General features: G+C 64.1%; 25 protein-coding genes and 1 tRNA gene. 12 read left to right on the top strand and 14 right to left on the bottom strand.

What is annotated here, in order from left to right; translation table 11 throughout:
• Nucleotides 1–2: 2 nt before the first annotated feature.
• Together ACE3TJ_RS07540 and ACE3TJ_RS07545 are read right to left on the bottom strand one after the other, a co-directional pair.
• Nucleotides 3–395, bottom strand: a complete 393-nt coding sequence (locus ACE3TJ_RS07540; RefSeq protein ID WP_374595422.1) for a PilZ domain-containing protein — start codon at nucleotides 393–395, stop codon at nucleotides 3–5.
• A 269-nt stretch (nucleotides 396–664) separates the two neighbouring features.
• Nucleotides 665–1,573, bottom strand: a complete 909-nt coding sequence (locus tag ACE3TJ_RS07545) for a LysR substrate-binding domain-containing protein (RefSeq protein WP_374595424.1) — start codon at nucleotides 1,571–1,573, stop codon at nucleotides 665–667.
• Nucleotides 1,574–1,885: 312 nt separating this feature from the next.
• Here ACE3TJ_RS07545 and ACE3TJ_RS07550 point away from each other — a divergent pair, with 312 nt between their 5' ends.
• Both ACE3TJ_RS07550 and ACE3TJ_RS07555 read left to right on the top strand, forming a co-directional pair.
• Nucleotides 1,886–2,200, top strand: coding sequence for a hypothetical protein (locus ACE3TJ_RS07550; RefSeq protein ID WP_374595426.1), 315 nt, complete (start codon nucleotides 1,886–1,888; stop codon nucleotides 2,198–2,200).
• Nucleotides 2,201–2,322: 122 nt separating this feature from the next.
• A tRNA-Gly gene (locus ACE3TJ_RS07555) sits at nucleotides 2,323–2,396 on the top strand.
• A 3-nt stretch (nucleotides 2,397–2,399) separates the two neighbouring features.
• On the opposite strand, the gene ACE3TJ_RS07560 is transcribed toward ACE3TJ_RS07555, so the two are convergent.
• Both ACE3TJ_RS07560 and ACE3TJ_RS07565 read right to left on the bottom strand, forming a co-directional pair.
• On the bottom strand, nucleotides 2,400–2,810 hold the full coding sequence (locus ACE3TJ_RS07560) for a hemerythrin domain-containing protein (protein WP_374595428.1): 411 nt from the start codon (nucleotides 2,808–2,810) through the stop codon (nucleotides 2,400–2,402).
• Nucleotides 2,811–2,872: 62 nt separating this feature from the next.
• Complete coding sequence (locus ACE3TJ_RS07565; protein ID WP_374595430.1) at nucleotides 2,873–3,499, bottom strand: TetR family transcriptional regulator; 627 nt, start codon at nucleotides 3,497–3,499, stop codon at nucleotides 2,873–2,875.
• Nucleotides 3,500–3,712: 213 nt separating this feature from the next.
• Between ACE3TJ_RS07565 and ACE3TJ_RS07570 the strand changes: the two genes are divergently transcribed.
• The 7 genes from ACE3TJ_RS07570 to ACE3TJ_RS07600 are packed head-to-tail and all read left to right on the top strand — an operon-like array spanning nucleotide 3,713 to nucleotide 9,645.
• A complete protein-coding gene (locus ACE3TJ_RS07570; protein ID WP_374595432.1) occupies nucleotides 3,713–5,911 on the top strand; it encodes a TonB-dependent receptor in 2,199 nt (732 codons plus the stop codon).
• A gap of 26 nt (nucleotides 5,912–5,937) precedes the next feature.
• Nucleotides 5,938–6,333 carry a cytochrome c family protein gene (locus ACE3TJ_RS07575; protein WP_374595434.1) on the top strand — a complete coding sequence of 132 codons (396 nt, stop codon included), beginning with the start codon at nucleotides 5,938–5,940 and terminating at the stop codon, nucleotides 6,331–6,333.
• Between the two features lie 22 nt (nucleotides 6,334–6,355).
• Nucleotides 6,356–7,501, top strand: coding sequence for an amine dehydrogenase large subunit (locus ACE3TJ_RS07580; RefSeq protein WP_374595436.1), 1,146 nt, complete (start codon nucleotides 6,356–6,358; stop codon nucleotides 7,499–7,501).
• An 8-nt stretch (nucleotides 7,502–7,509) separates the two neighbouring features.
• Complete coding sequence (locus ACE3TJ_RS07585; protein WP_374595438.1) at nucleotides 7,510–8,061, top strand: MauE/DoxX family redox-associated membrane protein; 552 nt, start codon at nucleotides 7,510–7,512, stop codon at nucleotides 8,059–8,061.
• On the top strand, nucleotides 8,058–8,684 hold the full coding sequence (gene mauD / locus ACE3TJ_RS07590) for a methylamine dehydrogenase accessory protein MauD (RefSeq protein WP_374595439.1): 627 nt from the start codon (nucleotides 8,058–8,060) through the stop codon (nucleotides 8,682–8,684). The genes ACE3TJ_RS07585 and mauD overlap by 4 nt, the downstream gene beginning before the upstream one ends.
• Nucleotides 8,681–9,190 carry a methylamine dehydrogenase light chain gene (locus ACE3TJ_RS07595; RefSeq protein ID WP_374595441.1) on the top strand — a complete coding sequence of 170 codons (510 nt, stop codon included), beginning with the start codon at nucleotides 8,681–8,683 and terminating at the stop codon, nucleotides 9,188–9,190. The genes mauD and ACE3TJ_RS07595 overlap by 4 nt, the downstream gene beginning before the upstream one ends.
• 2 nt (nucleotides 9,191–9,192) lie before the next feature.
• On the top strand, nucleotides 9,193–9,645 hold the full coding sequence (locus tag ACE3TJ_RS07600; protein ID WP_374595443.1) for a cytochrome c: 453 nt from the start codon (nucleotides 9,193–9,195) through the stop codon (nucleotides 9,643–9,645).
• On the opposite strand, the gene ACE3TJ_RS07605 is transcribed toward ACE3TJ_RS07600, so the two are convergent.
• The 9 genes from ACE3TJ_RS07605 to ACE3TJ_RS07645 all read right to left on the bottom strand — a co-directional run bounded on the left by ACE3TJ_RS07605 (nucleotide 9,618) and on the right by ACE3TJ_RS07645 (nucleotide 23,312).
• Nucleotides 9,618–10,298, bottom strand: coding sequence for a hypothetical protein (locus ACE3TJ_RS07605; protein ID WP_374595445.1), 681 nt, complete (start codon nucleotides 10,296–10,298; stop codon nucleotides 9,618–9,620). The genes ACE3TJ_RS07600 and ACE3TJ_RS07605 overlap by 28 nt on opposite strands.
• The gene (locus ACE3TJ_RS07610) at nucleotides 10,295–11,401 is read right to left on the bottom strand and encodes a class II histone deacetylase (RefSeq protein WP_374595447.1); all 1,107 of its coding nucleotides are present in this window, start codon (nucleotides 11,399–11,401) and stop codon (nucleotides 10,295–10,297) included. The genes ACE3TJ_RS07605 and ACE3TJ_RS07610 overlap by 4 nt, the downstream gene beginning before the upstream one ends.
• 11 nt (nucleotides 11,402–11,412) lie before the next feature.
• Nucleotides 11,413–13,116 (bottom strand): amidohydrolase, encoded by a 1,704-nt coding sequence (locus ACE3TJ_RS07615; RefSeq protein ID WP_374595448.1) that lies wholly within the window; start codon nucleotides 13,114–13,116, stop codon nucleotides 11,413–11,415.
• Between the two features lie 23 nt (nucleotides 13,117–13,139).
• Nucleotides 13,140–14,666: an HD domain-containing protein gene (locus ACE3TJ_RS07620; RefSeq protein WP_374595450.1), complete on the bottom strand. Its 1,527-nt coding sequence runs from the start codon at nucleotides 14,664–14,666 to the stop codon at nucleotides 13,140–13,142.
• A complete protein-coding gene (locus tag ACE3TJ_RS07625; RefSeq protein WP_374595452.1) occupies nucleotides 14,663–16,384 on the bottom strand; it encodes an amidohydrolase in 1,722 nt (573 codons plus the stop codon). The genes ACE3TJ_RS07620 and ACE3TJ_RS07625 overlap by 4 nt, the downstream gene beginning before the upstream one ends.
• 26 nt (nucleotides 16,385–16,410) lie before the next feature.
• Nucleotides 16,411–18,084 carry an amidohydrolase gene (locus tag ACE3TJ_RS07630; protein WP_374595454.1) on the bottom strand — a complete coding sequence of 558 codons (1,674 nt, stop codon included), beginning with the start codon at nucleotides 18,082–18,084 and terminating at the stop codon, nucleotides 16,411–16,413.
• Between the two features lie 94 nt (nucleotides 18,085–18,178).
• Entirely contained in the window at nucleotides 18,179–20,545 is a 2,367-nt protein-coding gene (locus ACE3TJ_RS07635) for a TonB-dependent receptor (protein ID WP_374595456.1), read from the bottom strand.
• 47 nt (nucleotides 20,546–20,592) lie between these two features.
• Nucleotides 20,593–21,888: a phenylacetate--CoA ligase PaaK gene (gene paaK, locus ACE3TJ_RS07640; RefSeq protein ID WP_374595458.1), complete on the bottom strand. Its 1,296-nt coding sequence runs from the start codon at nucleotides 21,886–21,888 to the stop codon at nucleotides 20,593–20,595.
• Entirely contained in the window at nucleotides 21,885–23,312 is a 1,428-nt protein-coding gene (locus ACE3TJ_RS07645) for an aldehyde dehydrogenase family protein (protein WP_374595461.1), read from the bottom strand. Before ACE3TJ_RS07645 ends, paaK begins: the two co-directional genes overlap by 4 nt.
• Nucleotides 23,313–23,608: 296 nt before the next feature.
• On the opposite strand from ACE3TJ_RS07645, the gene ACE3TJ_RS07650 reads away from it, so the two are divergent.
• Nucleotides 23,609–24,262 carry a TetR/AcrR family transcriptional regulator gene (locus ACE3TJ_RS07650; protein WP_374595463.1) on the top strand — a complete coding sequence of 218 codons (654 nt, stop codon included), beginning with the start codon at nucleotides 23,609–23,611 and terminating at the stop codon, nucleotides 24,260–24,262.
• A gap of 9 nt (nucleotides 24,263–24,271) precedes the next feature.
• On the opposite strand, the gene ACE3TJ_RS07655 is transcribed toward ACE3TJ_RS07650, so the two are convergent.
• Nucleotides 24,272–24,742 (bottom strand): Lrp/AsnC family transcriptional regulator, encoded by a 471-nt coding sequence (locus ACE3TJ_RS07655; RefSeq protein ID WP_374595465.1) that lies wholly within the window; start codon nucleotides 24,740–24,742, stop codon nucleotides 24,272–24,274.
• A gap of 203 nt (nucleotides 24,743–24,945) precedes the next feature.
• Between ACE3TJ_RS07655 and ACE3TJ_RS07660 the strand changes: the two genes are divergently transcribed.
• Nucleotides 24,946–25,554, top strand: a complete 609-nt coding sequence (locus ACE3TJ_RS07660; protein ID WP_374595466.1) for an RBBP9/YdeN family alpha/beta hydrolase — start codon at nucleotides 24,946–24,948, stop codon at nucleotides 25,552–25,554.
• Between the two features lie 29 nt (nucleotides 25,555–25,583).
• Nucleotides 25,584–25,745, top strand: a complete 162-nt coding sequence (locus tag ACE3TJ_RS07665) for a YezD family protein (protein WP_374595468.1) — start codon at nucleotides 25,584–25,586, stop codon at nucleotides 25,743–25,745.
• Nucleotides 25,746–25,794 lie beyond the last annotated feature (49 nt).

The following is a 25,794-nucleotide window of genomic DNA, read 5'->3' on the forward strand; positions in this document are numbered from 1 at the left end:
CTTCAGGCGGGTTCGTCGACGCCCAAATGCCGGCCGGTCGCCCGCTTGTGCGCCCGCAGGATCTTCACGACGTCCGCCTCTCGGTCGAACTGCATCCCGAACCGGCCGTGCTCCGCCCAGCGCACGACGCCGGCGAGCGGCGCGTTACCCGGCAGGTCCACCACCACGCGCGCACCGATCTCAGGGTAATAAGGACTGCGCAGCCGCATCCCGCGCGCGGAAATCTCCACCACGGTCGCCGGGCCCGCCCACCCCCGCGTCCGCATCCGCGCCGACCAGAACAGTGCCAGAGACCGCGTGGCACCGCGCCGCTCCGGCCCGCCCGCGAGGGCCTTGCCGCCATCGCCGCGCCACGTGGGAAGTACGCCCTGCAACCTTGCAAAAAACTGGATCATCTGAGCCGCCCCTTGTCGAAGCCCGTGATCCCCCGCAGCGCCGGTGTGCCCCCAAAAACGTAAACAAAACCTTAAAATACACTCGCGGAAGTTGATTTTGCTGCCAGCGTTGCAATTCCTGCAACGATCGATGCAGACTTTGCGGTGGTCAGCAGCCCTTCGCAGGTGCAACAAAGGGCCCGCCAGAAATGGCGATCCTCCCCAAGGATTTACTATTAGGGCCGGCCTTCGGGTCGGCCCTTTTCTTTACTCAGGCTGTTGCAGGAAGTTCAGGCGGTGGCGGAAAGCGCCCCGACCTCGGGCCGCACCGCGGATTCGGCCTGAAGCCAGTCGCGGAAGCGCCGTAGTGCAACGTCGGATGCGCCCGGCTTCCGGGAAACCCACCAATAGCTGTAGGGTGTCGCGACACTTTCACCGAACGGCCGCTCGAGCCGGGCGTCGCCTTCGTAGAAACGCACCGAATCCTCCAGCGTCAGTGCGATGCCGAGCCCGGCCTCCGCCGCTGCGATCAACATCGGGCCGCTGTCGTACTGTTCGGTGCGCCCCATGGCGCGCTCGTCGAGCCCCATCGCCTGCAGCCACAGCGGCAGCACCTTCGAAAGCCCGCCGTGCAGCAGCAGCGTGTGATCGCGCAGCGCCTCGCGCACCGGCGTTCCTGGTGCCACAAGGCCCGGCGCACAGACCGCGAAGCCCGCCTGCGGTTTCAGCTCGCACGAATCGACGCCCTCGGGCACGGTTTCCGCAAATACGATGATGGCATCGAGGCTGGCACCCAGCTTCTCGAACGGCGCGCCCGACGAATCGAAACGCAGGGTGATATCGGGATAACGCGCGCGAAAACGCGCGAGGCGAGGCAGCAGCCACGCGCTCGCATAGGAGGGCGGCACGCCGATCGCGAGGCTGCGTTCGCCGCCTGAACGCACCTCGCCCAGGATCCGGCCGATCGCATCGAAATGCGGCGCGATCTGCGTGAACAGCCGGGCGCCTTCGGGCGTCGGCTTCAGTTCGTGGTGCCGCCGTTCGAAAAGCGGCCGCCCAACGTGCGCCTCCAGCGACTGGAGCCGCCGGCTCAGCGCCGAAACGGAAAGGTTCAGTTCGTTTGAGGCCGCGCGCAGGGTGCCGCCGCGGTAGGCCGCGACGAACGCTTCGAGTGAACCCATCGGCGGCAGGCGGCGCATGTTACGCTGCCGTGGCCGGTCCGGCGAGGCACCGGATACACATCATGGCCTCTCTGGCTTCCACCCGCTCCGCACCTTTGCGAGCGGCGATTGCAGGCACATTGTTGCAACGCAGCATAATTTTGGCAAGAGTTGAAACCTCGTTCGGAATTTTTCCTGATCGGGCATCAAGCCATTCCATAGACTTACACACATCGTTGCAAAACTGGAAACCCACGTTGCCAAGGTCGCGATGGTCGAAGGGGGGCCATTTCATATGCTGCGTCGCACAAACGAACGGTTCCGATCGTTTGCTGAGCAGGGAGACCCATCATGAAGATCATTCTCGGTCTGGCCGCCGCGAGCATGATCGCCGGCGTGTCCGCGCCGGCTGCCGCCGCACCGTACAGCTACTATCACTCGCGCATCGATTTCACCCACGCCTCCACGGGCTACGAGGTGTCCGGTCGCCGCACCGCGAGCGGCGTGCTCCACCTCAAGGGCGAAAACCCCGACACCGGCAAGACGTTCGCACTTCGCGTTTCGCGCAAGGGCCACATCACCGGCACGTGGGAAGGCGCCGCAGTCGACCGCTGGGTCGGTGGCGAGGATGCCCCGCAGCTGCTCGCCCAGCGCGATTTCAACTAACGATCCGTATCTTGATGAAAGGGTCTTGCCGGCATCCCCGGCAGGGCCCTTTCGCGTTTCCGGGTATCGCACGCCGTTGACCTTTGCCGCCGGCTTGTGGCAAGCGGGCGCAGCCTCGGGGCGCGGGTGTAGCTCAATGGTAGAGCAGAAGCCTTCCAAGCTTACGACGAGGGTTCGATTCCCTTCACCCGCTCCAGCGCTACGACTGCGCCATCTCCTCTTCCCGTAGGGGATAGAGTTCGATGTTCTCGCGGCGGATGCGGAGGTCGAGCGCTTCGACAAGTGCCCACGTCGCGGTCTGGAAGGCTTCCCATTCGCTCGTGATGCGATCTTCGCTCCATTCGAGCATGTAGGCGTTGAAGGCGTCGGCGAGCCCGCCCATCTCGCGCTGGAAGTCGAGCGCCAGCGCCGAGACCCGCGCCGAACCATCCCGGATCAGTGCGGGATAGAGCCATTTGTCCTCGATCGCGAGATGCGCGATCAGCACGCGCGCAAGCCGCCAGCGGGACTTCGCGACCTCCAGACGGTCGCGCGCGATCACGGCATTGATGAGCGCCTCGGAGGTTTCCCCGATCTCGTCGTGCTGCTTGCGGAGCGTCTGTGTATCCATCGCCTGCCCTTTTCGCAGCGCAGCATCGGCGGGACACGTTGCTATCCGCTTAATGCGTTCGTTCAGGCAGGCCGCGCGCGCGGCAGCACGACGGGAAGATAGAGCGACAAATAGGCGCAGGTGGCGCGCCCGGCCTCATCGGTAAACGCCTCGGTGATGCGGCCGTGCCGGATCACCGAAAGCCCGAAGAACAGATCGGCGATCTCGATCGCGCGGAAGAAGATCTCCGGCGTGTCGGCAAGCTCGGGAAGCTCGAAATTCCGGGAAATCTGGTCCTTCAGCTGCCCGGCGATGGCGAAATCGTTCTGCCGGTCCTTCAGCTTGATTGCCGAGGGTGTCTTCGGGCCGATCAGCAGCTGCATGGCATCGCGGTTCGCATTGAAGAACGCCGCGCCACGGCCCACGAAGAGGGTGGCCGCCTGCCGCCAGTCCGCGCAGTCCGCCATCGAAAGACCGTCGAGATCCTTCAGGATTTCGGCTTCCATGTCGCTCGCGGCGGCCTCGAAGACTTCGAGCACGTGGGAGAAGAAATGGTACGCGGAGCTTTTGGGAATTCCGGCCGCGTCCGCCACGTCCGTTAGCGAGATCTCGTCGATCTCCCGTTCGCGCAGCAGCTTGCGGCTCGCTTCGACGAGGATCGCCCGGCGCGTGCGTCCCCGCTCCTGTGTCCGTCTCGCCGATCCGCCCACGCGCCGCCTGTCTGCCTATTACCTCTGCCTTGACCTTGCGTTCACTCATTGAATCCACCACGTCAAGTCAATTCGAATTTAATCCGGTTATAATTCCAACATTGCCCCCTTTTCGCCCCTAAGAGGGCACGCTTCCCAACTTTACAAATCGAATTGATTCGAAATATAGTGCCCGAAACGACGCGAATTGCGTTTCAGGGAGGGGAAAACCACATGCGCAGCAATCCGTTCATCCGTCCGTCGCTGAGGCTCGTCCTGCTTGCGGGCGCCGCGTTCGCGCCTGCCGTGGCCGCGGCGCAAGAAGCCGCCGTCATTGACGACGCGATCGTCGTCACCGCGCAGAAGCGCGAGCAGAATCTGCAGGACATCGGCCTCTCGGTCTCGGCGCTCGGGGGCGCCGCGCTCGATTCGATGGGCCGGCAGGACGTGACGGCGCTCGCCGGGCAGGTGCCGAGCCTTCAGGTCGCGCAGTACAGCCCCACGATCACCGTCTTCAACATCCGCGGCGTCTCGCAGAACGACTTCGCCGATTCGCAGGAAGCCCCGATCGCCTTCTACAACGACGAGGTTTACGTGAGCGCGCTCGGCGCGATCAGTGGCCAGATGTTCGATCTGGAACGCGTCGAGATTCTGCGCGGCCCGCAGGGTACGCTTTTCGGCCGCAACGCCACGGGCGGCCTCGTGCAGGCGATCACCAAGCGGCCGACGAACACGTTCGAAGGCTTCGGCACGCTCACCGTCGGCAGCTACGGGCAGATCGCGACCGAAGGCGCAATCAGTGGTCCGCTTTCCGACACCGTCCGCGCGCGTCTCTCGCTCACCACCAACCATCATGGCGGCTACATCGAAAACCGCATCGGCAAGGATCTCGGCAACTCCCGTTTCTTCGGCGGGCGCCTGCAGGTAGAGGCCGATGTCGGCCCGAACGGAACGCTGCTCGTGAAGCTGCAGGGCCTGCGCAACAAGGACGAGACGAGCGGCGGCCTCTACACGCACGTCGCGGCGGGCTTCAATGAAGACGGCCTCGGCTATGCGCTCGGCCCGAACGAGGACTTCTGGGAAACGTGCGGCGGCTGCGATGCGTTCGGCTATCGCGATTCCGATGATGACCCCTTTACCGGTGAATTCGATTACGGTGGTTATTTCGACCGTAAGTTCTGGAGCGCCACAGCGCGCTATGAACATGATTTCGGCGGCATGCAGCTGACCTCGATCACGGACTATCAGGATCTGAAGAAACGCTACGCCGAAGACAGCGATATGTCGGCGCTTCCGATCTTCCATTATGATACGGCGCAGGATCTCTATCAGCTTTCGCAGGAACTGCGCCTTTCGGGCGAAAGCGATCGTCTCACCTGGCTCGGCGGCATTTACGGCCTGAAGATCAAGACCGAAAACGCCTACCAGATCGATGGCAGCGCGATCCTCGGCTTCATCGAAAATTATGGCGGCACGCAGAAAACCGACTCCATCGCGGTATTCGGTCAGGTCGAATACAAGGCGAGCGACCAGTTCAGCCTCATCATCGGCGGTCGCTACAGCTGGGACTGGAAGAAATACGATTACGCGCACGCCGAAAACGGCGTCACCGATTTCGTGTTCAATTCCTCCACGAACCCCGATCTCGCGAAGCAGACGTTCAAGAACTGGTCGGGCAAGATCGAGCTCGATTACCGCCCCACCGATGATGTCCTGCTCTACGTCAGCGCCAATCGCGGCACCAAAAGCGGCGGTTTCGGCATTCAGGCGTTCGCGCCGATCGATCCCACGACGCTGCCTTATGATCAGGAGGTGCTCACCAATTACGAGGGCGGCTTCAAGGCGGAGTTCGCAGACCGCATGGTCACGCTGAACGGCGCCGTCTTCCATTATGATTACAAGGACTATCAGGCCTTCTCGCTTGATGGGCTGTCGCAGTTCGTCACCAATCGACCGGCAAAGGTTACGGGCTTCGAAGGCGAACTGATCCTGCGGCCCGCAACCGGCCTTATGCTGTCGGCATTCCTCACGCATCTCGATACCAAGGTGAAGAACATCACCCTCCCCGCCGGCCGCGTCACCGATCGCAAGATGCCGCAGGCACCGGAATGGAGCATCGGTGGCATGCTGCGCTACGCCGTTCCCGTCGGCCCCGGATCGCTCGCGTTCCAGACAGACTGGAAATACGACAGCAAGCAGTATTTCTCGACCTTCAACGCCCCCATCGATCTTGGCGCCTCGCACCTGGTCGGCAACGTCCGCGTGTCCTTCACGACGGATGACGATCGCTGGGTGATCGCTGCGTTCGCCAACAACGTGACGGACAAGGAATACCGTATCTACAATCTCGATCTCGGCGCGGTGCTTGGGCTTTCGAACCAGACCTACGCGCGTCCGCGCTGGATCGGCGGCAGCGTCACTTACAACTTCTAGTATCATCCGGGAGGGACACGGGTTTGATGCGTTCAAGGTTGAAGCCGGCAGGGTCAAGGCTGGCAAGGACAGGACTGGCCGCACTCGCGGTGCTTGCATCGGCTCCGGCACACGCCGCGGGCGATGCCGCCGCGGGCGCCGCCGTGTTCAAACGCTGCGCCATGTGCCATTCGGTAGACCCCGGCAAGAAGCTCGCAATGGGCCCAAACCTGTCAGGTGTCGTCGGCCGCAAGGCCGGTGCGGGCGAGTTCAATTATTCGCCCGCCATGAAAGGCTCCGGCATCGTCTGGACAGCGGACAAGCTCAACGCCTTCCTTCTGAAACCCGCCGCGACCGTCAAGGGCACGCGCATGGCCTTCGCGGGCCTGCCGAAGCCGGAGGATCGCGCCAATGTCATCGCCTATCTCGCCACGCGGAAATAGCCTGACCCGCCGGAGGACCGATATGAAAACACTCACTGCCTTAACCGCGCTCTGTCTTGCCACCGTTGCTGCGCCTGCAACGGCGCAGCTTCAGCCTGAAGAACTGACGCAGGAAACGCTCGCCGAGGTGATGCAGCCGCACTGGGTCTGGGTGAACGACGTTTCGTTCGACCGTATGCTCGACGGCCGCGCCTATCTGCTCGATGCCGACAGCGGCCAGATGCTCGGCATGATCAGCGGCGGCTACGGCCACGGCTCACTGCTGCTTGCCGAAGACGGCAAGACGTTCGGCGTGCCCTCGATCCATCTCTCTCGCGGTGTCCGCGGCAAGCGGACCGATGTCGTGACCTTCTACAAGACCTCGGACCTCAAGGCCGGAACCGAAGCGATCATTCCGCCGAAGCGCTTCAGCGGTATGCCGTTCATCTCGTCGGCGCCGGTGATGCCGGGCGGTCGTTTCGCTGTGCTTTACAATTTCACGCCCGAACAGTCCGTCACCGTCGTCGACATGCAGGCGCAAAAAACCGTCGGCGAGTTCGTGACGTCGGGCTGCGGCCTCGTCTTCCCGACCGGGCCATCGAAGTTCTTCCTGATCTGCGGCGACGGCGCGCTGCAACCCGCGACGCTCGACGCCGAAGGCAAGGTCACGCTCGGCAAGACCTCGAAGAAACTCTTCGCAGACGATGATCCCGTTACCGAGAAAGGCGTGTGGACCGGCAAGCAGTGGCTGTTCTTCACGCCCTCCGGCAAAGTGCACGTGATCGATCATGCGAAGGACGTGCCCAGCCTCGCGAAGACATGGTCGCTGATCACTGCGGCCGACACCGGTTGGCGTCCGGGCGCGCTGCAGACCGCCGCGTACCACCGTGCTACCGGGCGTCTCTACGTGCTGATGCATGAGGGCGGCCCCAACACGCACAAGGATCCCGGCACCGAGATCTGGGTCTATGACGCCGCGAAGCAGACGCGCATCCAGCGCATCCCGCTCGACGGCATGGCGCTCTCCGTTGCCGTCAGTCAGGACGCGAAACCGCTCCTCTACACGGCCATGCCCGGCGAGACCGATTTCAAGGTGCGCGACGCCATGACCGGCGCGCTCATCCGCAAGATCGAAGGGCTCGGCGGGTTCATGACCGTTATCCAGCCTTCGCCGGTGACCGGCCAGTGACGGGGCCAATGACGGGCATCGATATCCTCCCTGTTCTGGTGGCGAACGTGCTGCTCGGCAGCCTGTTCCTGCTCTCGGGCGGCGGCAAGCTCAGGGACTTCCCGGGCTTTGTTGGAACGCTCGGCAACTATCGGCTTCTGCCGGCGGCGCTTGTCCGCCCGGCGGGTGCGATGATCGTCCTCGCCGAACTCGCCCTCGGCGCAGCGGCGATCATCGCCGTCCCTCTCGGCAGCCAGATCGCGATGCTCGGCATCGCCGGACTGCTCCTCGCCTATGCCACCGCGATGGGCATCAACATCGCGCGCGGCCGCGATCACATTGATTGCGGCTGCCTGGGCTTTGGCGCGGCGCAGGCAACGCTCGGCTGGGAGCTGCTGCTGCGCAACATCGCGCTCGCGACATTCGCGTTCGCCGTATTCGCGCTTCCCTTCAGCGCCCGCCCGCTCGGCGCGATCGATTGGATTTCGGGCATCGGCGCGATCGCGGCGTTCGCGCTGCTCTATCTCGGGTTCGGACAGTTCAGCGCAAGCGGTCTGCGCGGAAAGGCGGTGGTGAGATGAACGAGGTTTTTCTGGCAGCGTTCGCGCTGCAATGGGTGGCGATCGTCGGCCTCGCGCTGATGATGGTCGGCCTCCTGCGGCAGGTCGGGCTGCTCCACGAACGGCTCGGCCCGGTCGGCGCGCTGACGCTCTCGGGCGGCGCGAAGGTTGGCGAGACGGCACCCATGTTCGAGCTGCCCAGCCTCACCGGCGACGCGGTACGCATCGGCGGCATCGCGGCCGATAGCCGCTCGACGCTCGTGTTCTTCCTCTCCCCCACCTGCCCGGTGTGCAAATCGATGCTGCCGGTGCTGCTGTCGGTGGCGAGGGAGAACGTCGCCACCACGCGCCTCGTCTTCGCCAGCGACGGCGATGAAGCCGCGCAGATGAAGATGATCGTGCAGCAGAAGCTCGGCGATCATCCCTTCGTGCTTTCCACCGATCTCGGGCGCGCGCACGGCGTCGGCAAACTGCCTTACGCGGTGCTGCTCGGCGCAGACGGCCGCGTCGCCTCAAAGGGCCTCGTCAACAACCGCGAGCATGTCGAAAGTCTGTTCGAAGCACAGCGGACAGGCATCGCCTCGATCCAGGACTACATGGCGCGCCGCGAGGCGAGCGCCGCAACCACAGGAGCTGCTCAATGACCAACAGGCTCGACAGGATCATGGAGCGGCTGAGCCGCACCGCTGCGCGTGGCATGTCGCGGCGCAGCTTCTTCGGCCGCGCCAGCGCCTTCGGCATCACCGCTGCCGCGATGCCGCTGCTCCCCGTCTCACGCGCGAACGCGGCGCAGCAGCCCGGCGAAAGCGGCGATCCGCAGTCGTGCGATTACTGGCGCTACTGCGCGATCGACGGCTTCCTTTGCTCCTGCTGCGGCGGCAGCACCTCCTCGTGCCCGCCGGGCACCGAGCCTTCGCCGATCACATGGGTCGGCACCTGCCGCAATCCGGTGGACAACAAGGATTACGTGATCTCCTACAACGACTGCTGCGGAAAATCCGCGTGCGGCCGCTGCATGTGCAACCGCAACGAAGGCGACACGCCCGTCCACCAGCCCGCCGGTTCGAACGACATCAACTGGTGCCTCGGCACCGAGGTCGGCGTCGTCTACAATTGCTCGACCGCCGTCGTTCTAGGCGCCGCCGACTAGGGATGCGTCTCGTTGTCCTTCCCGTGCTGCTGTGCGCCGCCGCCGTGGCGGCACACGCGGGCGGCATTGCGCCCGACCTTACGCGCAACGGCCGCTCGCCGCACGTCAATTACATGACCGAATGTCAGGGCTGCCACCTCCCCGACGGCAGCGGCCAGAAGGGCAGCGTGCCTTCGATGAAGGCCGAACTTCACCGCTTCCTGAAGGTGGAGGGCGGCCGCGAATTCCTCGTGCAGGTTCCGGGCTCGGCGAATTCGAAGCTCAGCGATGCTGATCTCGCCGCCCTGCTCAACTGGCTGCTCCCGAAGATGGGCGGCATCACGGCCGACGGCTTCAAACCCTACACGCCGGAGGAGATCGCAACGTATCGGTCGCAGCGCCTCGTCGATGTCACCGGCACGCGCGCGGCGCTCGTCGCGAAGTTCGATCAGCCGGAAACGTCGAGCGTCAACTGATAGAGCGCCGCACAGTCGGCGCCGCATCCGCTGGCGCCGGTCCACGCCTCGATCCGCTGCACCGCCGCATTCGCCTCTGCATCCGACGCCGCTGAAAGCTCGAACACCACGAGCTGGTCCGGCACGGCAACCGGCTCATGCATCAGCACGTTGTAGACCCGGTACGGCGTCGCACTGACCGCGAGCCCCGCTTTCACGATCGCCCCCAATTCCTTCGCCGCCACGCCTTTAGAACGGTGCAAATAGATGTGCGTCGGCTTTCCCGCGCTCTCGCTCCGCGCACCTTTCCCATCGCGCTTGTAGTAGATGCGTTCGGTCACCTTGATGAGGTCGGTCCCGCGCCCGAGCTGGTCCATCCGCCAGCTCGCCATCAGCATCGCGATAATCGTCTTGTCCATGTCGGACGACGCGATCGTGTAGAGCGCAACGTACGGCCGCTGCTCACCACCCACGGCGTGCCCGCGCCGCGCGCGTTCGTATCCGGGCACCACGAGCACATCGGGAATATCGATCTCGTTATACCAGTGCTCGAATTCCGCCTCGCGCGCCGGATCGACATTCTGCGATTTCACCATCATCAGCCACTCGCTGCCGAGCGCCGCGGACGACAGCGACAGCAGCAGCGCGGCTGCGGCGATGCGGAGCGGAGTCATCCGAGGTCCGCGACCAGCCGTTCGACCCATGCTCTGTGGAATTCCGCCGCCTCCGGCCCCGGTTGCCAGCCAAGTGCCATTTCGAGCACCGGATCGACCACCGCCGTCCGCTCGCCGCTCAGCGTCTCCAGCACCGCGTGGCCGCAGAACGGCACGTAAGCTTCCGCATAGCCGCCCTCATGAACGACGACGAGGCGCCCGCCGCACAGGCGGTTCGCGGCGTCCATCATCGTCTGCGTGAGCATGCGGTAGCTTTCGCTGTGCAGCAGCATCCGCGCCAGCGGATCGACGCTGTTCGCATCGAGCCCGCACGCAACGATGATGAGCTCCGGCTGGAATTTCTCAAGCGCGGGAAGCACCAGCGCCTCGAACGCGTGCACGTAGATATCGTGGCCGCCGCCGGCAGGCAGAGGAATGTTGAGGTTGTAGCCGAGCCCCTTGCCCTCGCCGCGATCCTCCGCGCCGCTGTATCCCGGCGGGAAGCAGCGGTCCTGATGCACCGAGATCGTCAGCACGTCGTCGCGGTCGTAGAAGATCGACTGCGTGCCGTTGCCGTGGTGCACGTCCCAATCCACAACGGCGACGCGCGAGATGCCGTGCCGCGCCTTCGCCGCCTCGATCGCGATCGGGATGTTCGCGAGCAGACAGAACCCCATAGACATGTCGGCAAGGCAGTGGTGCCCGGCGGGACGGCAGAGCGCATAGGCGTTGTCGACCTTGCCGGAGAGCACGTCATCGACCGCCGAGATTGCAAGCCCGCACGAGATCATCGCAATCTCGAAGCCGCCCTTGCTGAACGGTGCGAGATGCCCGATATCGCCGCCGCCCGCGTCACTCGTCGCCTTGAAGCGATCGATGTAATCGCGTGGGTGCACGCGGCAGACGTCCTCCACCGTCGCTGGTGTCGACTCCGCCATCACCAGCTTTCGTGTCAGCCCCGAAACGTTCGCGAGGCTGAGCAGACGCCGCTTGGAATCGGGCGTGTCCGCGCCCGCCGTTCCGCCCGGCGGCTGTACCCAGTCGCCCACGGGGAGGAACAGCGCCTGCATTCCGGTCGCGTGCCAGAAGGTGCGTTCGTCGGTGTAGAACCCAGTGCGCGGCATGGCTTTTCCTCTCAGTTCGCGGTCAGCTTGGGCGGATTTTCCGCATCATACACCTTCTCGCCGTCGATGAAGGTCATCCGCACCTTAGTCGCATGAACTTCGGTGACCGGTACCTTCCACGGGTTCTTTTCCGTGACGATGATGTCCGCGCGCATCCCTGGCTCGATCGCGCCGACGATATCGCGCGTGCCCATCAGCGCGGCCGCGTTTTCCGTGAAGATGCGGAACGCGTCGTCGAGCGACACGCGCTCATCGGGCGCGATCACCGTGCCGCCGCCGCCGGGCGCCTGGCGCGTCACCATCGTTTCGATCGCGAGCCACGGATTGACCGACGGTACCACCGACCAATCCGACCCCGCTACGACATTTGCCCCGGTGTCGAGAGCATCCTTGATCGGGATCACGCGCTTCATCAGCTCCTCGCCGACGGCGCGGCGCATATCGACGTCTGTGATCGGTGTCGGATACCAGATGTAGGGCGAAAACTCCCACGTCAGATGCAGGTCGCGCACGCGCGGAATGTCGGTGAGATCGGCGAAGGTCGTGTGGCCGACGTCGTGCGCCGATCCGGCCCAGCCGTTGACCTTGCGCGCATATTCGGCCGCCGAGATCGCCGAGCGCACCGCGCCATCGCCGACGGCGTGGAACTTCACATGCAGCCCCATGCGATCGAACTTCGCCACGGCCGCGTCGAGCGCCGGTTGCGGGATCAGCAAGATGCCCTTGTTGGTGGGGTCGGTGTTCGAAACGCCCTTATAGGGTTCAAGCATCGCGGCGGTGTGGCTTTCCAGCGGCACGCCGTCCATGAAGATCTTTACGCAGTCCGTCTTGAACCGCGGCTTCGCGTAGTTTGCGCGCGTTTCGATCAGGCGTTCGCCCATGGCGTCGCCCGGTGCCCAAACGATGCACCCGCGCACGCGCTGCTTGAGGAGGCCTTCGCCCGAAAGGTCGGACAGCGTCTTCATGTTGCTGTCGCGGACCGTCGCCTCTGTGTAGGACGTGATCCCGTAAGAGAGCATCTGCGCCGTCGAGAGCATCAGCGCCTTGCGGTTCATTTCCTCGGTCGGCGCGGGCATGATGTTTTCAATGAGATTGGTTGCCAGTTCGCGGAACACGCCCGTGGGATTGCCCTTTGCATCACGATCGATGATGCCGCCCTCAGGGTCCTTCGTGTCGCGCGTCACACCCGCGAGTTCGAGTGCCTTCGAATTCGCCCAGATGCTGTGATGCGATTCATCCGAAAGCACCACGGGATTGTTTGGCGCAACCTTGTCGAGGAAAGCGCGCGTCTGCTCGCCCTTCTTGAACACCGCGCCCACCCAGTTGCCGCCGGTGATCCAGTCGCCGGGTTTCGCGGCTTTCGCACATTCCTTGACGCGCGCAGCAATGGCGGCAGGCTTCGCGCCATAGCCGAAGCTGCACGAAAACTGCTCGAGCCCCGCAAAATGGCTGTGCACGTGCATGTCGTGGAGGCCGGGGAGAACCGCCGCGCCCTTCAGGTCGACGACGACCGAATTGGGCCCGCGAAAGGCGTCCGTGGCTTTTGCATCGCCCACCGCGACGATCACGCCATTGCGGATCGCAAGCGCCTGCACCCAGCCCGCCGGTGTCCGCACGTCGCCGTTCAGCAGGATCGTGTCCGCGGGCGCTTCCGCCGCCGCCGCGCTGCCGATCACCGAAAGGGCCAGCACGCTCCCCGCAATCGTTTTCAGCATTCCCTGTCTCCCCTGCTTGCTCATTAAAGTGTCGAGAAATCTTCCGTCTGCGCGTGCAGATCGCGAAGGAAGGCTTCGAGCTCGGCCTTGCGCGCCGGCAGCATCGCCTTGCCCGCGGGCGTGAGCACGCGCTCCGGCACCTTTGCGAGATTGGCTTCCAGAAACTTCGCCATGTCCGGCCCTGCGGGCTTGCCGCCCTGTGCATCGACGAGCGCCATCACGCGTGCGACGCCCACGGCGCCCAGCCAGTCGAGCGCATCGGCATCGTGCAGATAAAGTGCCTCCGGCGTCTTTGGCTCGCGGTCGAACATATGCGTGCGGATCGCGTCGCGCACCGCAGCGAGCTTGCGTTCGGGAAAGCCGCTGCCTTTCAGAACCGTATCGACGATAGCGGCAGCACGATCGGCGTGATCAGTGCCCTGCTCTTCCCATTTCGGGAAGGCCGCCATGTCGTGGAGATAGGCGGCGGCGAACATCACGTCGTCGTCGAGGCGGACACCGTCCGCGCGCGCAAGCTGCTGCGCCAGAACATAATCCCGCACGCTGTGCGAATAGCCCCATGCGGGATTGCGAAACTCGTTCGCGGCGAGTTCGCGGACCTTCGCACGCCATGCCGCCTCGGCGCGGTGCCCTACGCTCGAGGGGCGAGCCGGCACATGCTCCATGGCGCTGTATTTCAGGAAGAAGTCGGCCTGTTTGTAACCCGGGTAGAGCGCGATCATCTTCCCCATCGCCTCTTCGGGCGATTTGGAGGCTGCAGTCACGGCGAGGAAATCGTCGATGTAGCGCACCGACGGATCGAAGATGCGCATGTCGGTAGGATCGCCGTGACCGGGATAAATTTTGGGTGTCTGCTTCGCGTAGCGCGCCTTCAGTGCCACGAGCTCGGCGCGCCAGTTCTTCAGGTCTTCGCGGCTGATATCGTCGCCCATCCAGAAATGGACACGGTTGTAGCCGAAATCGGAAAGGAACAACGCGTTGAGATCGGGGCTGTAGACCGTGGTGATATAAGGCGTTTCGGCACGCATGTAGTCGGTGGAAAGTTCGAGGCTGCCGCCGCCCACCATGTCCAGCTTCGGGGCGTTCAGAACCTCGATATTGCGCTCGTAGTCGAAGCCTTGCGGGTGCTCCGGCGTCTTCGGTTTCAGCGCCGGATCGAGCGGCGGTTCCGCACCGGTTTCGCCGCCGGTATCCATGTAGATCGCGTAGCGCTTGATGTCCGCCTTGATGTCCTCGTTGGCGACGACGATCTTCGCGTCCGGGAATTCCTCGCGGAACACCGCCATGCCGGTAAAATGATCGGTGTGCCCATGGCTGATGAGGATATGCGTCAGCGGCAGCTTCATCGCCTTGATCATCGCGGCGAGCTTGCGCGCCTCGTTCGCCTTGCGTTGCACGTCCATCACCACGAGCGATTTTCCGTTCGAGAACACAAACGAATTCACCGTGGCGAAATCACCCTTGTAGACCGAAACCGTTTCCACCCGCTCGGCAAGGGCGGGCGATGCCGCGGCCGCGACGAGCAGCGCGAAGGCGAACACCGCCTTCATCGTGCGCCTGCCTTGGCGCGGTCGAACACGACCTCGCCATCAATGTAGGTTTTCTGCACCTTGATCGTGTGAATATCCGTTGCGGGAATTCGGAACGGGTTCTTGTCAATCACGATGAAATCGGCGCGCTTGCCGGCCTCGATCGTGCCGAGGTCCTTCTCCAGCCCGAGGCGCGTTGCGGCGTTGATCGTGAACATGCGGATCGCCTGTTCCAGCGTGATCGCCTGCCCGGCACCGAACGTCCGCACGCTGCCGCCGGGGTTCTGCCGCGTGATCGCCGTTTCGATGCCGATCCACGGATCGGGCGCGGGGATCACCGCCCAGTCCGACCCGGCGATCACCAGCGCACCCGCCGCGAATCCATCCTTGATCGGCCAGACGCGTTCGATGCGCCGCGCACCGACCGCCGTGGTGATGTCGTCGTTGATCGGCTGCGGATCCCACAGATAGGGCGAATATTCGATCGCGCTGTTCAGCGCCTTCGGGCGCGGCAGATCGGCGGGATCGACGAATGTCGAGTGCCCGACCTGATGGATCGGGCCGCCATTGCCGTTCTGCTGCCGCGCATAGGCAATGGCATCGAACGACGCGCGCACGGCGGCGTCGCCCGCCGCGTGGAACAGCACGTTGAGGCCGAGCTTGTCCCATTTCGCCATCAGCGGATGCAGCTTCGCGGGATCGAACAACAACAGCCCACGCGCGGGGGCATTGGGCTGTCCCGCCTCGTAGTCCTCCAGCATCGCGCCGGTATGGCTCTCGGTCGGTACGCCATCCGCGAAAACCTTGATGCACGTCGGCTTGAAGCGCTCACGCGTGTACGATGGAATCGCGGCGATCGTCGCGTCGAGATCGGGGTTCGGATGCCCGGCGTGGCTGTAGGCGATGCACGCTTGCACGTGCTGCTTCAGCTCGCCCTTGTCGGCGAGCGCAGCATAGGTTTCGAGATCGTCGCGAAACGCCATCGCCTCGACATAACCGGTGATCCCGAACGACAGCAGGTAATCGAGGTTCTTCTTCAGCTCCGCCTGCGTCCTTTCGGCAGGCTGCGGCGGAAGGTGGCGCAGCACGAGATTGCGCGCCGTCTCGCGCAGCACGCCCGTCGGCAGTCCTGCCGCGTCGCGCTCGATGATGCCACCTTCCGGATTGGGCGTGTCCTTCGTGATGCCCGCAATGGCGAGCGCCTTCGAATTCACCCACAGGCTGTGGCCGCTCACGTCGAACAGCATCACGGGATTATCAGGCGATACCGTGTCGAGCGTCGCGGCGGTGATCGGCGTGCCCGCAAGAACGGAGGCTTGCCACTGGCCGCCCGCAACCCATTCATTCGGCGCGGCGGCCTTCGCACAGGCGCCGACACCAGCGAGGAGTTCGGCGGCGGGAAGGTCGGGCGAAATGCTGCAGCGCCCTTCGCCGCCCTTCGCCTGCAGCACGGGATGCACGTGCATGTCGTAGAGACCGGGAAGCACGGTGCGGCTGCCGAGATCGACCTCGCGCGCGCCTTTCGCGGCCTTGCGCACATCCTCGTCATTCCCGACCGCGACGATGCGCCCGTCCTTCACCGCGAAGGCATTCTTCCACCCTGAAGGTGTGTAAACCTGCGCGTTCCGGTAAATCGTTGTCGGCGAGGCCGCGTAGGCGGCCGAGGCAAGCACGGCCGCGCCCGCCGCGAGCAAGATTATCCGCGCGCTGCGCTTGGCCCTTACCGACGTTGAAGCCATGCCCCACTCCCTTCCACGAATGCCGTTTATTCCCCAGACGTGCCGCGATCGAACACGACTTCACCGTCGATGTAGGTTTTCTGCACCTTGATCGTATGAATGTCCGTTGCCGGGATGCGGAACGGGTTCTTGTCGATCACGATGAAATCGGCGCGCTTGCCCGCCTCGATCGTGCCGAGTTCCTTGTCGAGGCCGAGGCGTGTTGCGGCATTGATCGTGAACATACGGATCGCCTGATCGAGCGTGATCGCCTGCCCGGCACCGAACGTCCGCTTGCTGCCGCCCGGGTTCTGCCGCGTGATCGCCGTCTCGATGCCGAGCCAGGGATCGGGCGCGGGCACCACGATCCAGTCGGACCCCGCGATCACGAGCGCGCCCGCATCGAAGCCATCCTTGATCGGCCACACGCGCGAGATGCGGGGCTCGCCGACGGCCTTGGTGATATCGTCGCTGATCGGCTGCGGGTCCCACAGATAGGGCGAATATTCGAACGCGGCATTCAGCGCTTTCGCGCGCGGCAGGTCCGCCGGATCGACGAAGGTAAGATGTCCAACCTGGTGCATCGGGCCATTGTTGCCGTTCTGCTGCCGCGCAAAGGCGACAGCATCGAGCGATGCGCGCACTGCCCAATCCCCGGCGGCATGGAACAGCACCGTGAGGCCGAGCTTGTCCCACTTCGCCATCTGCGGGTTCAACGTTTCGGGATCGAACAACAACAGCCCCTTCGCGGGCGCATTGGGCTGCCCCGCCTGATACGCCTGCAGCATCGCACCCGTGTGGCTGTCGGTCGGCACGCCGTCGGCGAACACCTTCACGCACGTCGGCTTGAAGCGCTCGCGCGTGTATTTCGGGATGTCGGCGATGGTCGCATCGAGTTCGGAATTCCCGTGCCCGGCCATGCTGGTCGCGATGCACGCCTGCACATGCTGCTTGAGCGTGCCCTTGTCGGCAAGATCGGCATAGATTGCCAGATCCTCGCGCATGGCGACGGCCTCGACGAAACCGGTGATCCCGTAGGACAGCAGATGGTCGAGGCTCTTCCCGAGCAGGCGCTTCGTTTCCTCGATCGGCTGTGGCGGTATGTGCCGCGTCACCAGTTCGCTCGCCGATTCCCGAAGAAGACCTGTGGGGTTTCCGCCCGCATCGCGCTCGATGATGCCGCCCTCGGGATTGGGCGTATCCTTCGTGATGCCCGCGACGGCGAGCGCCTTCGAATTCGCCCAGATCGAATGTCCGCTGATATCGACGAGCGTTACCGGATTGTTCGGGGACACGGCATCGAGTGTCTGCGCATTCATGGGGCCATCGGTGATGCTGGACGCCTGCCACTGGCCGCCGGTCAACCATTCGCCGGGCGCTTTCGCTTTCACGCAGGCGGCGATGCTGTCCTGAATCTGTTTCGCACCGGCTTCCTGCGGGAGCTTGCAACTGCCGGTGTAGCCCCGGGCGTCAAGCGTCGGGTGCACGTGCATGTCGAACAGGCCCGGAAGCACCGTGCGCTTGCCGAGATCGACGGCGTGCGCCGCGCCCGGCGTCTTGCGGATGTCCGCGTCGCTGCCCACGGCAACGATACGGCCCTCGCGCACGGCAAACGCCGTCTGCCATCCGCCCGGCGTATAAACCTGTCCGTTGTAGTAAACCGTGGTGGGCGATGCGGCGAATGCCGGCGATGCAAGACAGGCCGCAATCAAAATCGCCACGCGCCGCTTCTGAATCGAAACCATCGCTCTCCCCACCCCCAATAATTCTGTGAAAAGGCCGCAGCTGCATCTGCAACTGCGGCCCTTCGATTTACTAGAACCGGTACGCCGCGGTCACGCCGAACGTACGCGGACGCACGATGTTCGAACGATAGATCGTCGCGTTGTTGTTGTCGCGCGCCCGGCGGCTGGACCACACGGCCTGATCGAGCACGTTATTCGCGAACATCGACAGGTCGATACCGTTCAGACGGTAGCCCGCGCGCAGCGACAGCGCCCGGATCGCCGGAGCATTGCTGAGCGTCGGATCAACGCCGCCGTTGCGTGGATCGAGGCCCGGCGTCAGGCTCGTCTGGTGCGCCCGGTAATCGAAGTCGGCGCGCACATACGCATCGTCTTCTTCACGCAGCGAGAACTCGTGCTGCGCGTGCACCGAAACCGTCCACGGCGGTGTGGTCACATGGTTGCCTTCCGTCACCAGCGGCACGGTGGCGAGCGGGCCGCCGAAGAACGTGTCGAGGAACTTGGCGTTGGTGTAGCCCACTTCCGCCTGCAGCGTGAAGTCGTCCGTCACGCGGTAGTCGAGCTGCAGATCGAAGCCGCGGCTGCGTGCCGAACCAAGGTTCGCCGTGAACTGGAAGCCGCAGCCGCCGAGGCCGACGACCTGCTGGATGTTCTTCCAGTCGATCTGGTAGACGCTGCCCTGCACGCTGAGACGCCCGCCGAGCGTACGGCTCTTCACGCCTGCCTCATAGCTCCACACCGAGTCCGATTTGTACGTTTCGGGGCGACCGTCCGGATAGCCGAGCGGATCGAGATCGCTCGCCTGGCACGGCGTACCGACCTGCGGGTTGTAACCGCCGGGCCGGAAGCCCTTCGATGCGGACGCGTAGATCAGGTTCGCCGGATCGACCTGGAATTCGATGCCGAACTTGGGTGTGAACGGCTTTTCCTTCTGCGTGCCGATGTCGGTCACCGGCGGCCCCACAACAGGCCCCTGTGCGAACGAGTTGATGTTGAACTTGGTCTGGCCGTAGCGCAGGCCCACGGTCAGCGTCAGCTGATCCATCGGCTTGAAGTTCACCTGACCGAATGCCGCGACCTGCGTGTCCTTCGAACTCGTCGCCTGATCGTAGATGAGGCGCCCGTCGACAAGCGGCGGGAAGAACGGGATCAGGAACGGCGCGTATTCGAAGAGGAAACGGTCTTCCACCTGCTGGATCGAGGTCTGCTTGGCCTTCTGGTAGAAGCCGCCGACCACCCACGTGAAAGGCGAATCCGTGTTCGCGGACTGCAGACGAATTTCACCCGTGGTGATCTTCTGCGTGTTCACGAAATCGCTGAAGCCTTCCTGGTCCGGGAAGATCGGGAGCGTAATGCCCGTGAACAGGCTCTGGTCGAACGTCGTGTAGTCCGAACGGAACGTCTGCTTGCGATCGAAATACGAACCGATCGCGGTGAGATCGACGCCGCCGAACGAATACTGCACGTTCAATGTCGGCAGATAGAAACGATCGCGGCCCGATTCCTGCACACGATTGCCGTTCAGGAACACGCCGTTGTCATAATCGGAAAACTGCGCGTCCGGCACGGTGAAATCGGCGCGGACGTTGTCCCACGTCTCCGGGCTGTCGTTGGTGTAGATCTTCTGATACGCGATCGACGGCGTGATGCGGAGTTCCGGCACCGGCGACCAGGTGAAAGCGACGCGGCCGACATAGGAATTCTGGTAGTTCGCGTCGTCGTCGACCACGCCCTTGTCTTCGAAGCGCACGCGATCGATGAAGCCGCCGTCGCGGCGGTAATAGCCGCTCACGCGTACGCCGAGCTTGTCTTCCACGAGCGGCACGCCATAAGCAACGCCGGCTTCATAGCTGGGGCCGCCGTTTTCGGTGAGCGCGGCTTCCGCACGCACGTATCCGGACGAGCGGGTCAGGCTCGGCTGCGGCGAGATGAAGCGGATCGTGCCGCCCTGCGAACCGGCGCCGAACAGCGTGCCCTGCGGGCCGCGCAGAACTTCGACGCGTTCCAGATCGAAGATCACCGGATAGGCGTTGCCGCCGCTGTAACCGAGCGAGCGGATCTGGATCGGCGTGTCGTCGATATAGACGCCGGTCGTCGCCGCACCCGCGGTCGAATTGATGCCGCGGATCGAGATGTTCGTCGTCGTGTTGGTCGCTTCGAAAACGACGCCCGGTGTCTGCCGGATCACGTCGGCGAATTCACGTACGCCGCGGCTGTCGAGCGTTTCCTGCGTGAAGGCGCTGACGCTGAGCGGCACCTTGCTGATCGCCTGCGACTGGCGCGTCGCGGTGACGACGATGTCCTCGAAGCCGCCGACGACTTCTGTGTTGTCGGTCGCGGCCTGTTCGCCGCTCTGCGCGAACGCAGCGGCAGGCAGCATCAGCGCCGCGATCGCGACGGATGATTTTGCCAGAGTGCGGATTGTTTCTCTTTTCATCATTACCCCCTTCTGAGTGTTTTGCTGGATGACGAATTACGCTTTGCTCAGGAACTCAGTGTTCTCTTGTCGATGACTCTGCTTGCTTTCCCCTGCGACCGTGGGAGTGCGCCTGCGGGTTGGATGTCGATCTTCACACTGATCCCCACCATGGTCTTGATGCGGTGGGCGAGCGTGTAGGCGTGCTCGGCGTGGGTTGCCGCGTCGGTGTCCTCGCGCGCCTCGACCGAAAGCCGCACCATGTCCATCCGGTCCGGACGGGTGAGCTCGATCAGGAAGTGCGGCGCAAGCGCAGGCACCGACAGGATGTGCTCCTCGATCTGGCTCGGGAACACGTTCACGCCCCGGATGATCATCATGTCGTCGCTGCGGCCCGTGATCTTCGCCATGCGCCGCATACTGCGCGCCGTGCCCGGGAGAAGCCGGGTCAGGTCGCGCGTGCGGTAGCGCACGATCGGCATCGCCTCCTTGGTGAGCGAGGTGAACACGAGCTCGCCCTCCTCGCCGTCAGGGAGCACTGCGCCCGTCTCAGGGTCGATCACCTCGGGATAGAAATGATCCTCCCAGATGGTGAGGCCGTCTTTGGTCTCCACGCACTCCTGCGCCACGCCAGGCCCCATCACCTCGGAAAGGCCGTAGATGTCGACCGCGTCGATCGCGAAGGCGCTCTCGATCTCGGCGCGCATCGCCTCGGTCCACGGCTCGGCGCCGAAGATGCCCGTCTTCAGCGAGCTCGTCGCCGGGTCGATGCCCTGCCGCCGGAACTCGTCGAGGATCGCCAGCATGTAGCTCGGCGTCACCATGATGATCTCAGGGCTGAAGTCGGTGATCAGCTGCACCTGCTTCTCGGTCTGCCCGCCCGACATCGGGATCACCGTGCAGCCCAAAGCCTCCGCGCCGTAGTGCGCGCCGAGGCCGCCGGTGAAGAGGCCGTAGCCGTAGGCGACGTGCACCTTCATCCCCGGGCGACCGCCTGCCGCATGGATCGAGCGCGCCACCAGCCCCGACCATGTCGCAATGTCGGCCTTCGTGTAACCCACCACCGTGGCCTTCCCCGTCGTTCCCGACGAGGCGTGGATGCGCGCCAGCTTCTCCTGCGGCACCGCGAAGAAGCCGAACGGATACGCATCACGCAAATCCGCCTTCGTCGTGAACGGGAACTTCGCGAGATCACTCAGCGACACGAGGTCGTCAGGGTGCACACCCGCCGCGTCGAACTTCGCACGATACGCAGGGTTGCCATTGTAAGCGTGGCTCAAGCTCCGCTTGAGACGCTCCAACTGCAATGCGCCCAACTCATCTCGCGACGCCGTCTCAATCGCGTCGAGGCCGATTCCGCTCACTGATGGATAACCTGCACGGTCGTGAACTCGGCAAGGCCGAGGGTTCCGAACTCGACACCGATGCCCGATTGCTTGACGCCGCCGAAGGGTGCGTCGGGGCGGATGGCGCTGTGATTGTTCACCCACGCGCTGCCGCATTCGAGACGACCTGCAAGCGCCGCCGCCTTGTCGATGTCGCCCGACCACACCGAACCGCCGAGGCCGCTCGGGTTGTCGTTCGCGCGCGCCAGCGCATCTTCGATATCGCTGTAGCGGATCACCGGCAGCGCCGGGCCGAACTGCTCCTCGTCGACGATGGCCATGCCCTCTTTCGCCCCGGCAAGGATCGTCACCGGGTAGAACAGACCTTCGCCTTCCATCGGCGCGCCGCCGCACAGCGCCTGCGCACCGTCCGCGATCGCTGCATCCACCAGCGTGCGCACGCGATCGAACTGCATCCGGTTCTGCACCGTGCCGAGAAGGCTGTCCGCATTGCGCCCGTCGCCAACCTTCACGTTCGCCGCATAAGCGACAAGCCGCCTGCACACGTCATCGTAGATCGAATCGTGCACGTAGAGCCGCTTGATCGCCGCGCAGGTCTGGCCATTGTTGATGAATGCGCCCCAGAACAGTTTCTCGGTGACGGCATCGAGATCGGCATCGGGCAGCACGATCGCCGCGTCATTGCCGCCAAGCTCCAGCGTCAGCCGCTTCAGCGTATCCGCTGCGCTCGCCATCACCCGCTTGCCCGTGCGCGTCGATCCGGTGAATACGATCTTGTCGATCCCGGGATGCACGGACATCGCGCGGCCGACCTCGTCCTCGCCCGCAACCGCATTGAGCACGCCCGGCGGCAGCGCCGCCTGCAGCAGCTCAGCGAGCCGCAGCGTTGCGATCGGCGTATAGGGTGAAGGCTTCAGCACCACGGTGTTGCCCGCGCGGATCGCCGGCATGATGTGCCAGATCGCGATCATCACCGGGAAGTTCCACGGCGTGATCGAGCCGACGACGCCGATCGGCTTCCGGTGCAGCGTCACCTTGCCGGCGGCATCGTCCTGGATCGTCTCCACGGGCAGGTCGAGGCTCGCGGTGTAGCGCGTCCATGCCGCCGAGCCGCCGATTTCCCACTGCGAGCCCATGCCGCCGAGCGGCTTGCCCTGTTCAAGCGTCACCAGCTCGGCAAGCTCCGCCGCATTCGCTTCGATGATGTCCGCCATCGCGTTCACCGCCGCCCTGCGTTCCGCGTCCGGCGTTGCCGCCCAGCCCGGGAACGCGCGCCGCGCCGCCGCGACCGCCGCATCCAGATCGGCCGCCGTCGCCGCGGGACACCGCGCAAACACCGTCCCATCCGCAGGGTTGATCACATCAAAATGGCGGCCAGCCTCAACAGACCGGCCTTCAATCACGAAATTATAGCTTTGAGGCATCAAACGTTCCCGGCCCATTTGGATACGGGATGCGCGCGTCCACGATCGGCTCCTTGCAGCGGACCCGTTCAAGAACTCGAACATTAACCCGTATATCTTCGAGTTAATTTTTCATTTGTCTAATGCGGTGCAGATTGAAACCGCCTCCCGCCGCGCGCATCCCGTATAATTATTCAGAAAAAATGCGAGGTTATGCGCGCCCTGCCCGCTTTGCACCCATCCCCATCCCTCATTTGTGCTTAAATCGAATTTCTTCGACTATTGATGAAAACAGGGGGGTTGTCAACAGCCCGAAAACGATGGAAACGGGGCAAATGATCACCAATGTGAAAAGCAGGCCGCCCGCGCGAAAGGCGACACAGGCGCGCGGCCGAGCCCGGCGCGCAGAACTCCTCGAAGCGGCGCGCGCCATGCTCGACACGCAGAACATCGATCAGATCGGCATGATCGCGGTCGCGGAAGTCGCGGGCATCCCCGCCTCATCGGCCTACCATTTCTTCCCCGAGATCGGCGATCTCTGGAAAGAGCTCGTGCGCACGATTGCCGTGGTACAGGCCGCGGAAGACCTGATGCTTCCCGAGGTCGATGAGTGGGAAACGCTCATCGAACTGTCGCTCTTGCATCACCAGAAAGCCTTCAACAGCAACCGCGCCGCGCGCCAACTGATGCTCGGGCCTCACACGCCGCCCGAAATCAAGAACGCCGGCTGCAAGGAGGACTTTCGATTCGGCACCGCACTGTGGACGGCCGTGCGCCGCCAGTTCGTCCTCCCCGGCCTCGCTGATTCACGCGAGCTGTTCTTCAAGGCGCTGCTGATTTCCGACGTGTTCTTCTCGCTCTCCGTCGCCGATCGCGATCACGTCACCGACGAAGCGCTGGCCGAAGCGAAGCTCGCGATGATCTCGTACCTGCGCGCCTACCTGCCGACCCGGCTCGCGCGCGCCGGCGAGACGGAGGCCGCGGCCTAGAGCAGCAGCCTAGACAGGCACTGCGCTCACTGGAACGGGCGTCGCCTTCATCTGCTCCATGGAGAAGGTGGAGCTGACATCCGACAGCCCCGGCACCTCGCTGATCAGCCGCTGATAGACGCGGTCGTAGTGCTGGATATCGCGCACCAGCATCTTCAGCAGATAGTCGACATCGCCGCTCATCCGGTGGCACTCCACGATCTCGGGGATCGCGCGGATCGCCGCGGCAAACCGCTCGAGCCAGGCCTTGTCGTGCGCCGAGATGCGGATCGAGACGAACACCGTCATCGCCAGCCCCAGCGCAGGCGCGTTCACCACCGCAACGCGGCGCTCGATGATCCCGGCCTCCTCCATCTGACGAATCCGGCGCCAGCACGGATTCGCCGACAGCGCGACCCGCTCTCCGATCTCCTGGATCGAAAGCGTGGCATCCCGCTGCAGGATTTCAAGGATTGCCCGGTCTTTGGAATCGAGTTTCATTGCGTTAGGATATCCAAGATTTTCGTTCCAAAATCTCTAACTTGCGCAGAGCCGGGCGCAAGCCCTTCCTTGGCAGCTACGCAACGCCAGGCCCACCCACGTCGGCGTTGAACCGTTTTCTATAAGAGGCGAAACGTTTTCTTTTTTGCATTGTCTACTCTTTAACTTGTATATATTCTCTACTCATTGAGTGGAGATATACGATGAGCGACATCGCGACACCCCGCGTGCTGTTCGTGCCGGGCTATGGCAATTCAGGCCCACGGCACTGGCAGACGCTGTGGGAACAGGCCCGCCCCGATGCCGCGCGCGCCGAACTCGGTAACTGGGACCGGCCGAAACGCGCCGGATGGGTCGCCCGACTCGACGCGGCGATCAGCGCCTCCCCCGCCCCCGTCATCCTCGTCGCCCACAGTCTCGGCTGCATCACGGCTGCATGGTGGGTCGCCCAGCACGGCCAGAGCTACGGCTGGCCCATCGCCGGCGCGCTCCTTGTCGCGCCCCCTGATTGCGAGCGCGAGGAGGGCTGCCGCTTCGATACCTTCCGCGGCCTGCCAAACGTGTTCCTGCCTTTCCCGTCCATCGTCGTCGCCAGCCGCAGCGATCCCTATGCCGAGTTTTCGTGGGCGAGTTTCCTTGCCCGCAGCTGGGGCAGCTTTCTCGTCGACGCGGGCGACTGCGGCCACATCAACGCAGATTCCGGCATCGGCGACTGGCCGTTCGGCGCACGCCTGCTCGATCGCCTCATTTTCGCGGCGCAGGACCGCGAACGCCCGCATGTCGAGTCGCGCCAACACTGCGCCGCGCTCTGACACATCGACATCATCCGGGGGACATCCACATGACCGAAGCCACGCCGCAGCCCGTCACGTCGACGGAGGAGGCTCTGCAGACCATCCGCGAGGCGCTCGGGCGTCTTCGCTACGGCACGATCACGCTCACCGTCCACGATGCGCGGATCGTCCAGCTCGACATTACCGAGAAGCGCCGCTTCCCGGCCTGAACCTATTCACAAAAAAACCAATCTGGCACCGACCGGACCACCGGAGGCG

The sequence above is a fragment of the Sphingosinicella sp. genome (genome assembly GCF_041916975.1).
Classification (GTDB): Bacteria; Pseudomonadota; Alphaproteobacteria; order Sphingomonadales; family Sphingomonadaceae; genus Sphingosinicella.

Bases quoted from the DNA above. Each gene is read 5' to 3' on its own strand.
- ACE3TJ_RS07540 (WP_374595422.1), bottom strand. From the start codon at position 395: ATGATCCAGTTTTTTGCAAGGTTGCAGGGCGTACTTCCCACGTGGCGC.
- ACE3TJ_RS07645 (WP_374595461.1), bottom strand. From the start codon at position 23,312: ATGGGCCGGGAACGTTTGATGCCTCAAAGCTATAATTTCGTGATTGAA.
- ACE3TJ_RS07585 (WP_374595438.1), top strand. From the start codon at position 7,510: ATGACGGGCATCGATATCCTCCCTGTTCTGGTGGCGAACGTGCTGCTC.
- ACE3TJ_RS07580 (WP_374595436.1), top strand. From the start codon at position 6,356: ATGAAAACACTCACTGCCTTAACCGCGCTCTGTCTTGCCACCGTTGCT.
- ACE3TJ_RS07655 (WP_374595465.1), bottom strand. From the start codon at position 24,742: ATGAAACTCGATTCCAAAGACCGGGCAATCCTTGAAATCCTGCAGCGG.
- ACE3TJ_RS07650 (WP_374595463.1), top strand. From the start codon at position 23,609: ATGATCACCAATGTGAAAAGCAGGCCGCCCGCGCGAAAGGCGACACAG.
- ACE3TJ_RS07605 (WP_374595445.1), bottom strand. From the start codon at position 10,298: ATGACTCCGCTCCGCATCGCCGCAGCCGCGCTGCTGCTGTCGCTGTCG.
- ACE3TJ_RS07550 (WP_374595426.1), top strand. From the start codon at position 1,886: ATGAAGATCATTCTCGGTCTGGCCGCCGCGAGCATGATCGCCGGCGTG.
- ACE3TJ_RS07610 (WP_374595447.1), bottom strand. From the start codon at position 11,401: ATGCCGCGCACTGGGTTCTACACCGACGAACGCACCTTCTGGCACGCG.
- ACE3TJ_RS07545 (WP_374595424.1), bottom strand. From the start codon at position 1,573: ATGCGCCGCCTGCCGCCGATGGGTTCACTCGAAGCGTTCGTCGCGGCC.
- ACE3TJ_RS07635 (WP_374595456.1), bottom strand. From the start codon at position 20,545: ATGAAAAGAGAAACAATCCGCACTCTGGCAAAATCATCCGTCGCGATC.
- ACE3TJ_RS07620 (WP_374595450.1), bottom strand. From the start codon at position 14,666: ATGAAGGCGGTGTTCGCCTTCGCGCTGCTCGTCGCGGCCGCGGCATCG.
- ACE3TJ_RS07660 (WP_374595466.1), top strand. From the start codon at position 24,946: ATGAGCGACATCGCGACACCCCGCGTGCTGTTCGTGCCGGGCTATGGC.
- ACE3TJ_RS07570 (WP_374595432.1), top strand. From the start codon at position 3,713: ATGCGCAGCAATCCGTTCATCCGTCCGTCGCTGAGGCTCGTCCTGCTT.
- ACE3TJ_RS07625 (WP_374595452.1), bottom strand. From the start codon at position 16,384: ATGGCTTCAACGTCGGTAAGGGCCAAGCGCAGCGCGCGGATAATCTTG.
- ACE3TJ_RS07600 (WP_374595443.1), top strand. From the start codon at position 9,193: ATGCGTCTCGTTGTCCTTCCCGTGCTGCTGTGCGCCGCCGCCGTGGCG.
- ACE3TJ_RS07615 (WP_374595448.1), bottom strand. From the start codon at position 13,116: ATGCTGAAAACGATTGCGGGGAGCGTGCTGGCCCTTTCGGTGATCGGC.
- mauD (WP_374595439.1), top strand. From the start codon at position 8,058: ATGAACGAGGTTTTTCTGGCAGCGTTCGCGCTGCAATGGGTGGCGATC.
- ACE3TJ_RS07560 (WP_374595428.1), bottom strand. From the start codon at position 2,810: ATGGATACACAGACGCTCCGCAAGCAGCACGACGAGATCGGGGAAACC.
- ACE3TJ_RS07665 (WP_374595468.1), top strand. From the start codon at position 25,584: ATGACCGAAGCCACGCCGCAGCCCGTCACGTCGACGGAGGAGGCTCTG.
- ACE3TJ_RS07595 (WP_374595441.1), top strand. From the start codon at position 8,681: ATGACCAACAGGCTCGACAGGATCATGGAGCGGCTGAGCCGCACCGCT.
- ACE3TJ_RS07575 (WP_374595434.1), top strand. From the start codon at position 5,938: ATGCGTTCAAGGTTGAAGCCGGCAGGGTCAAGGCTGGCAAGGACAGGA.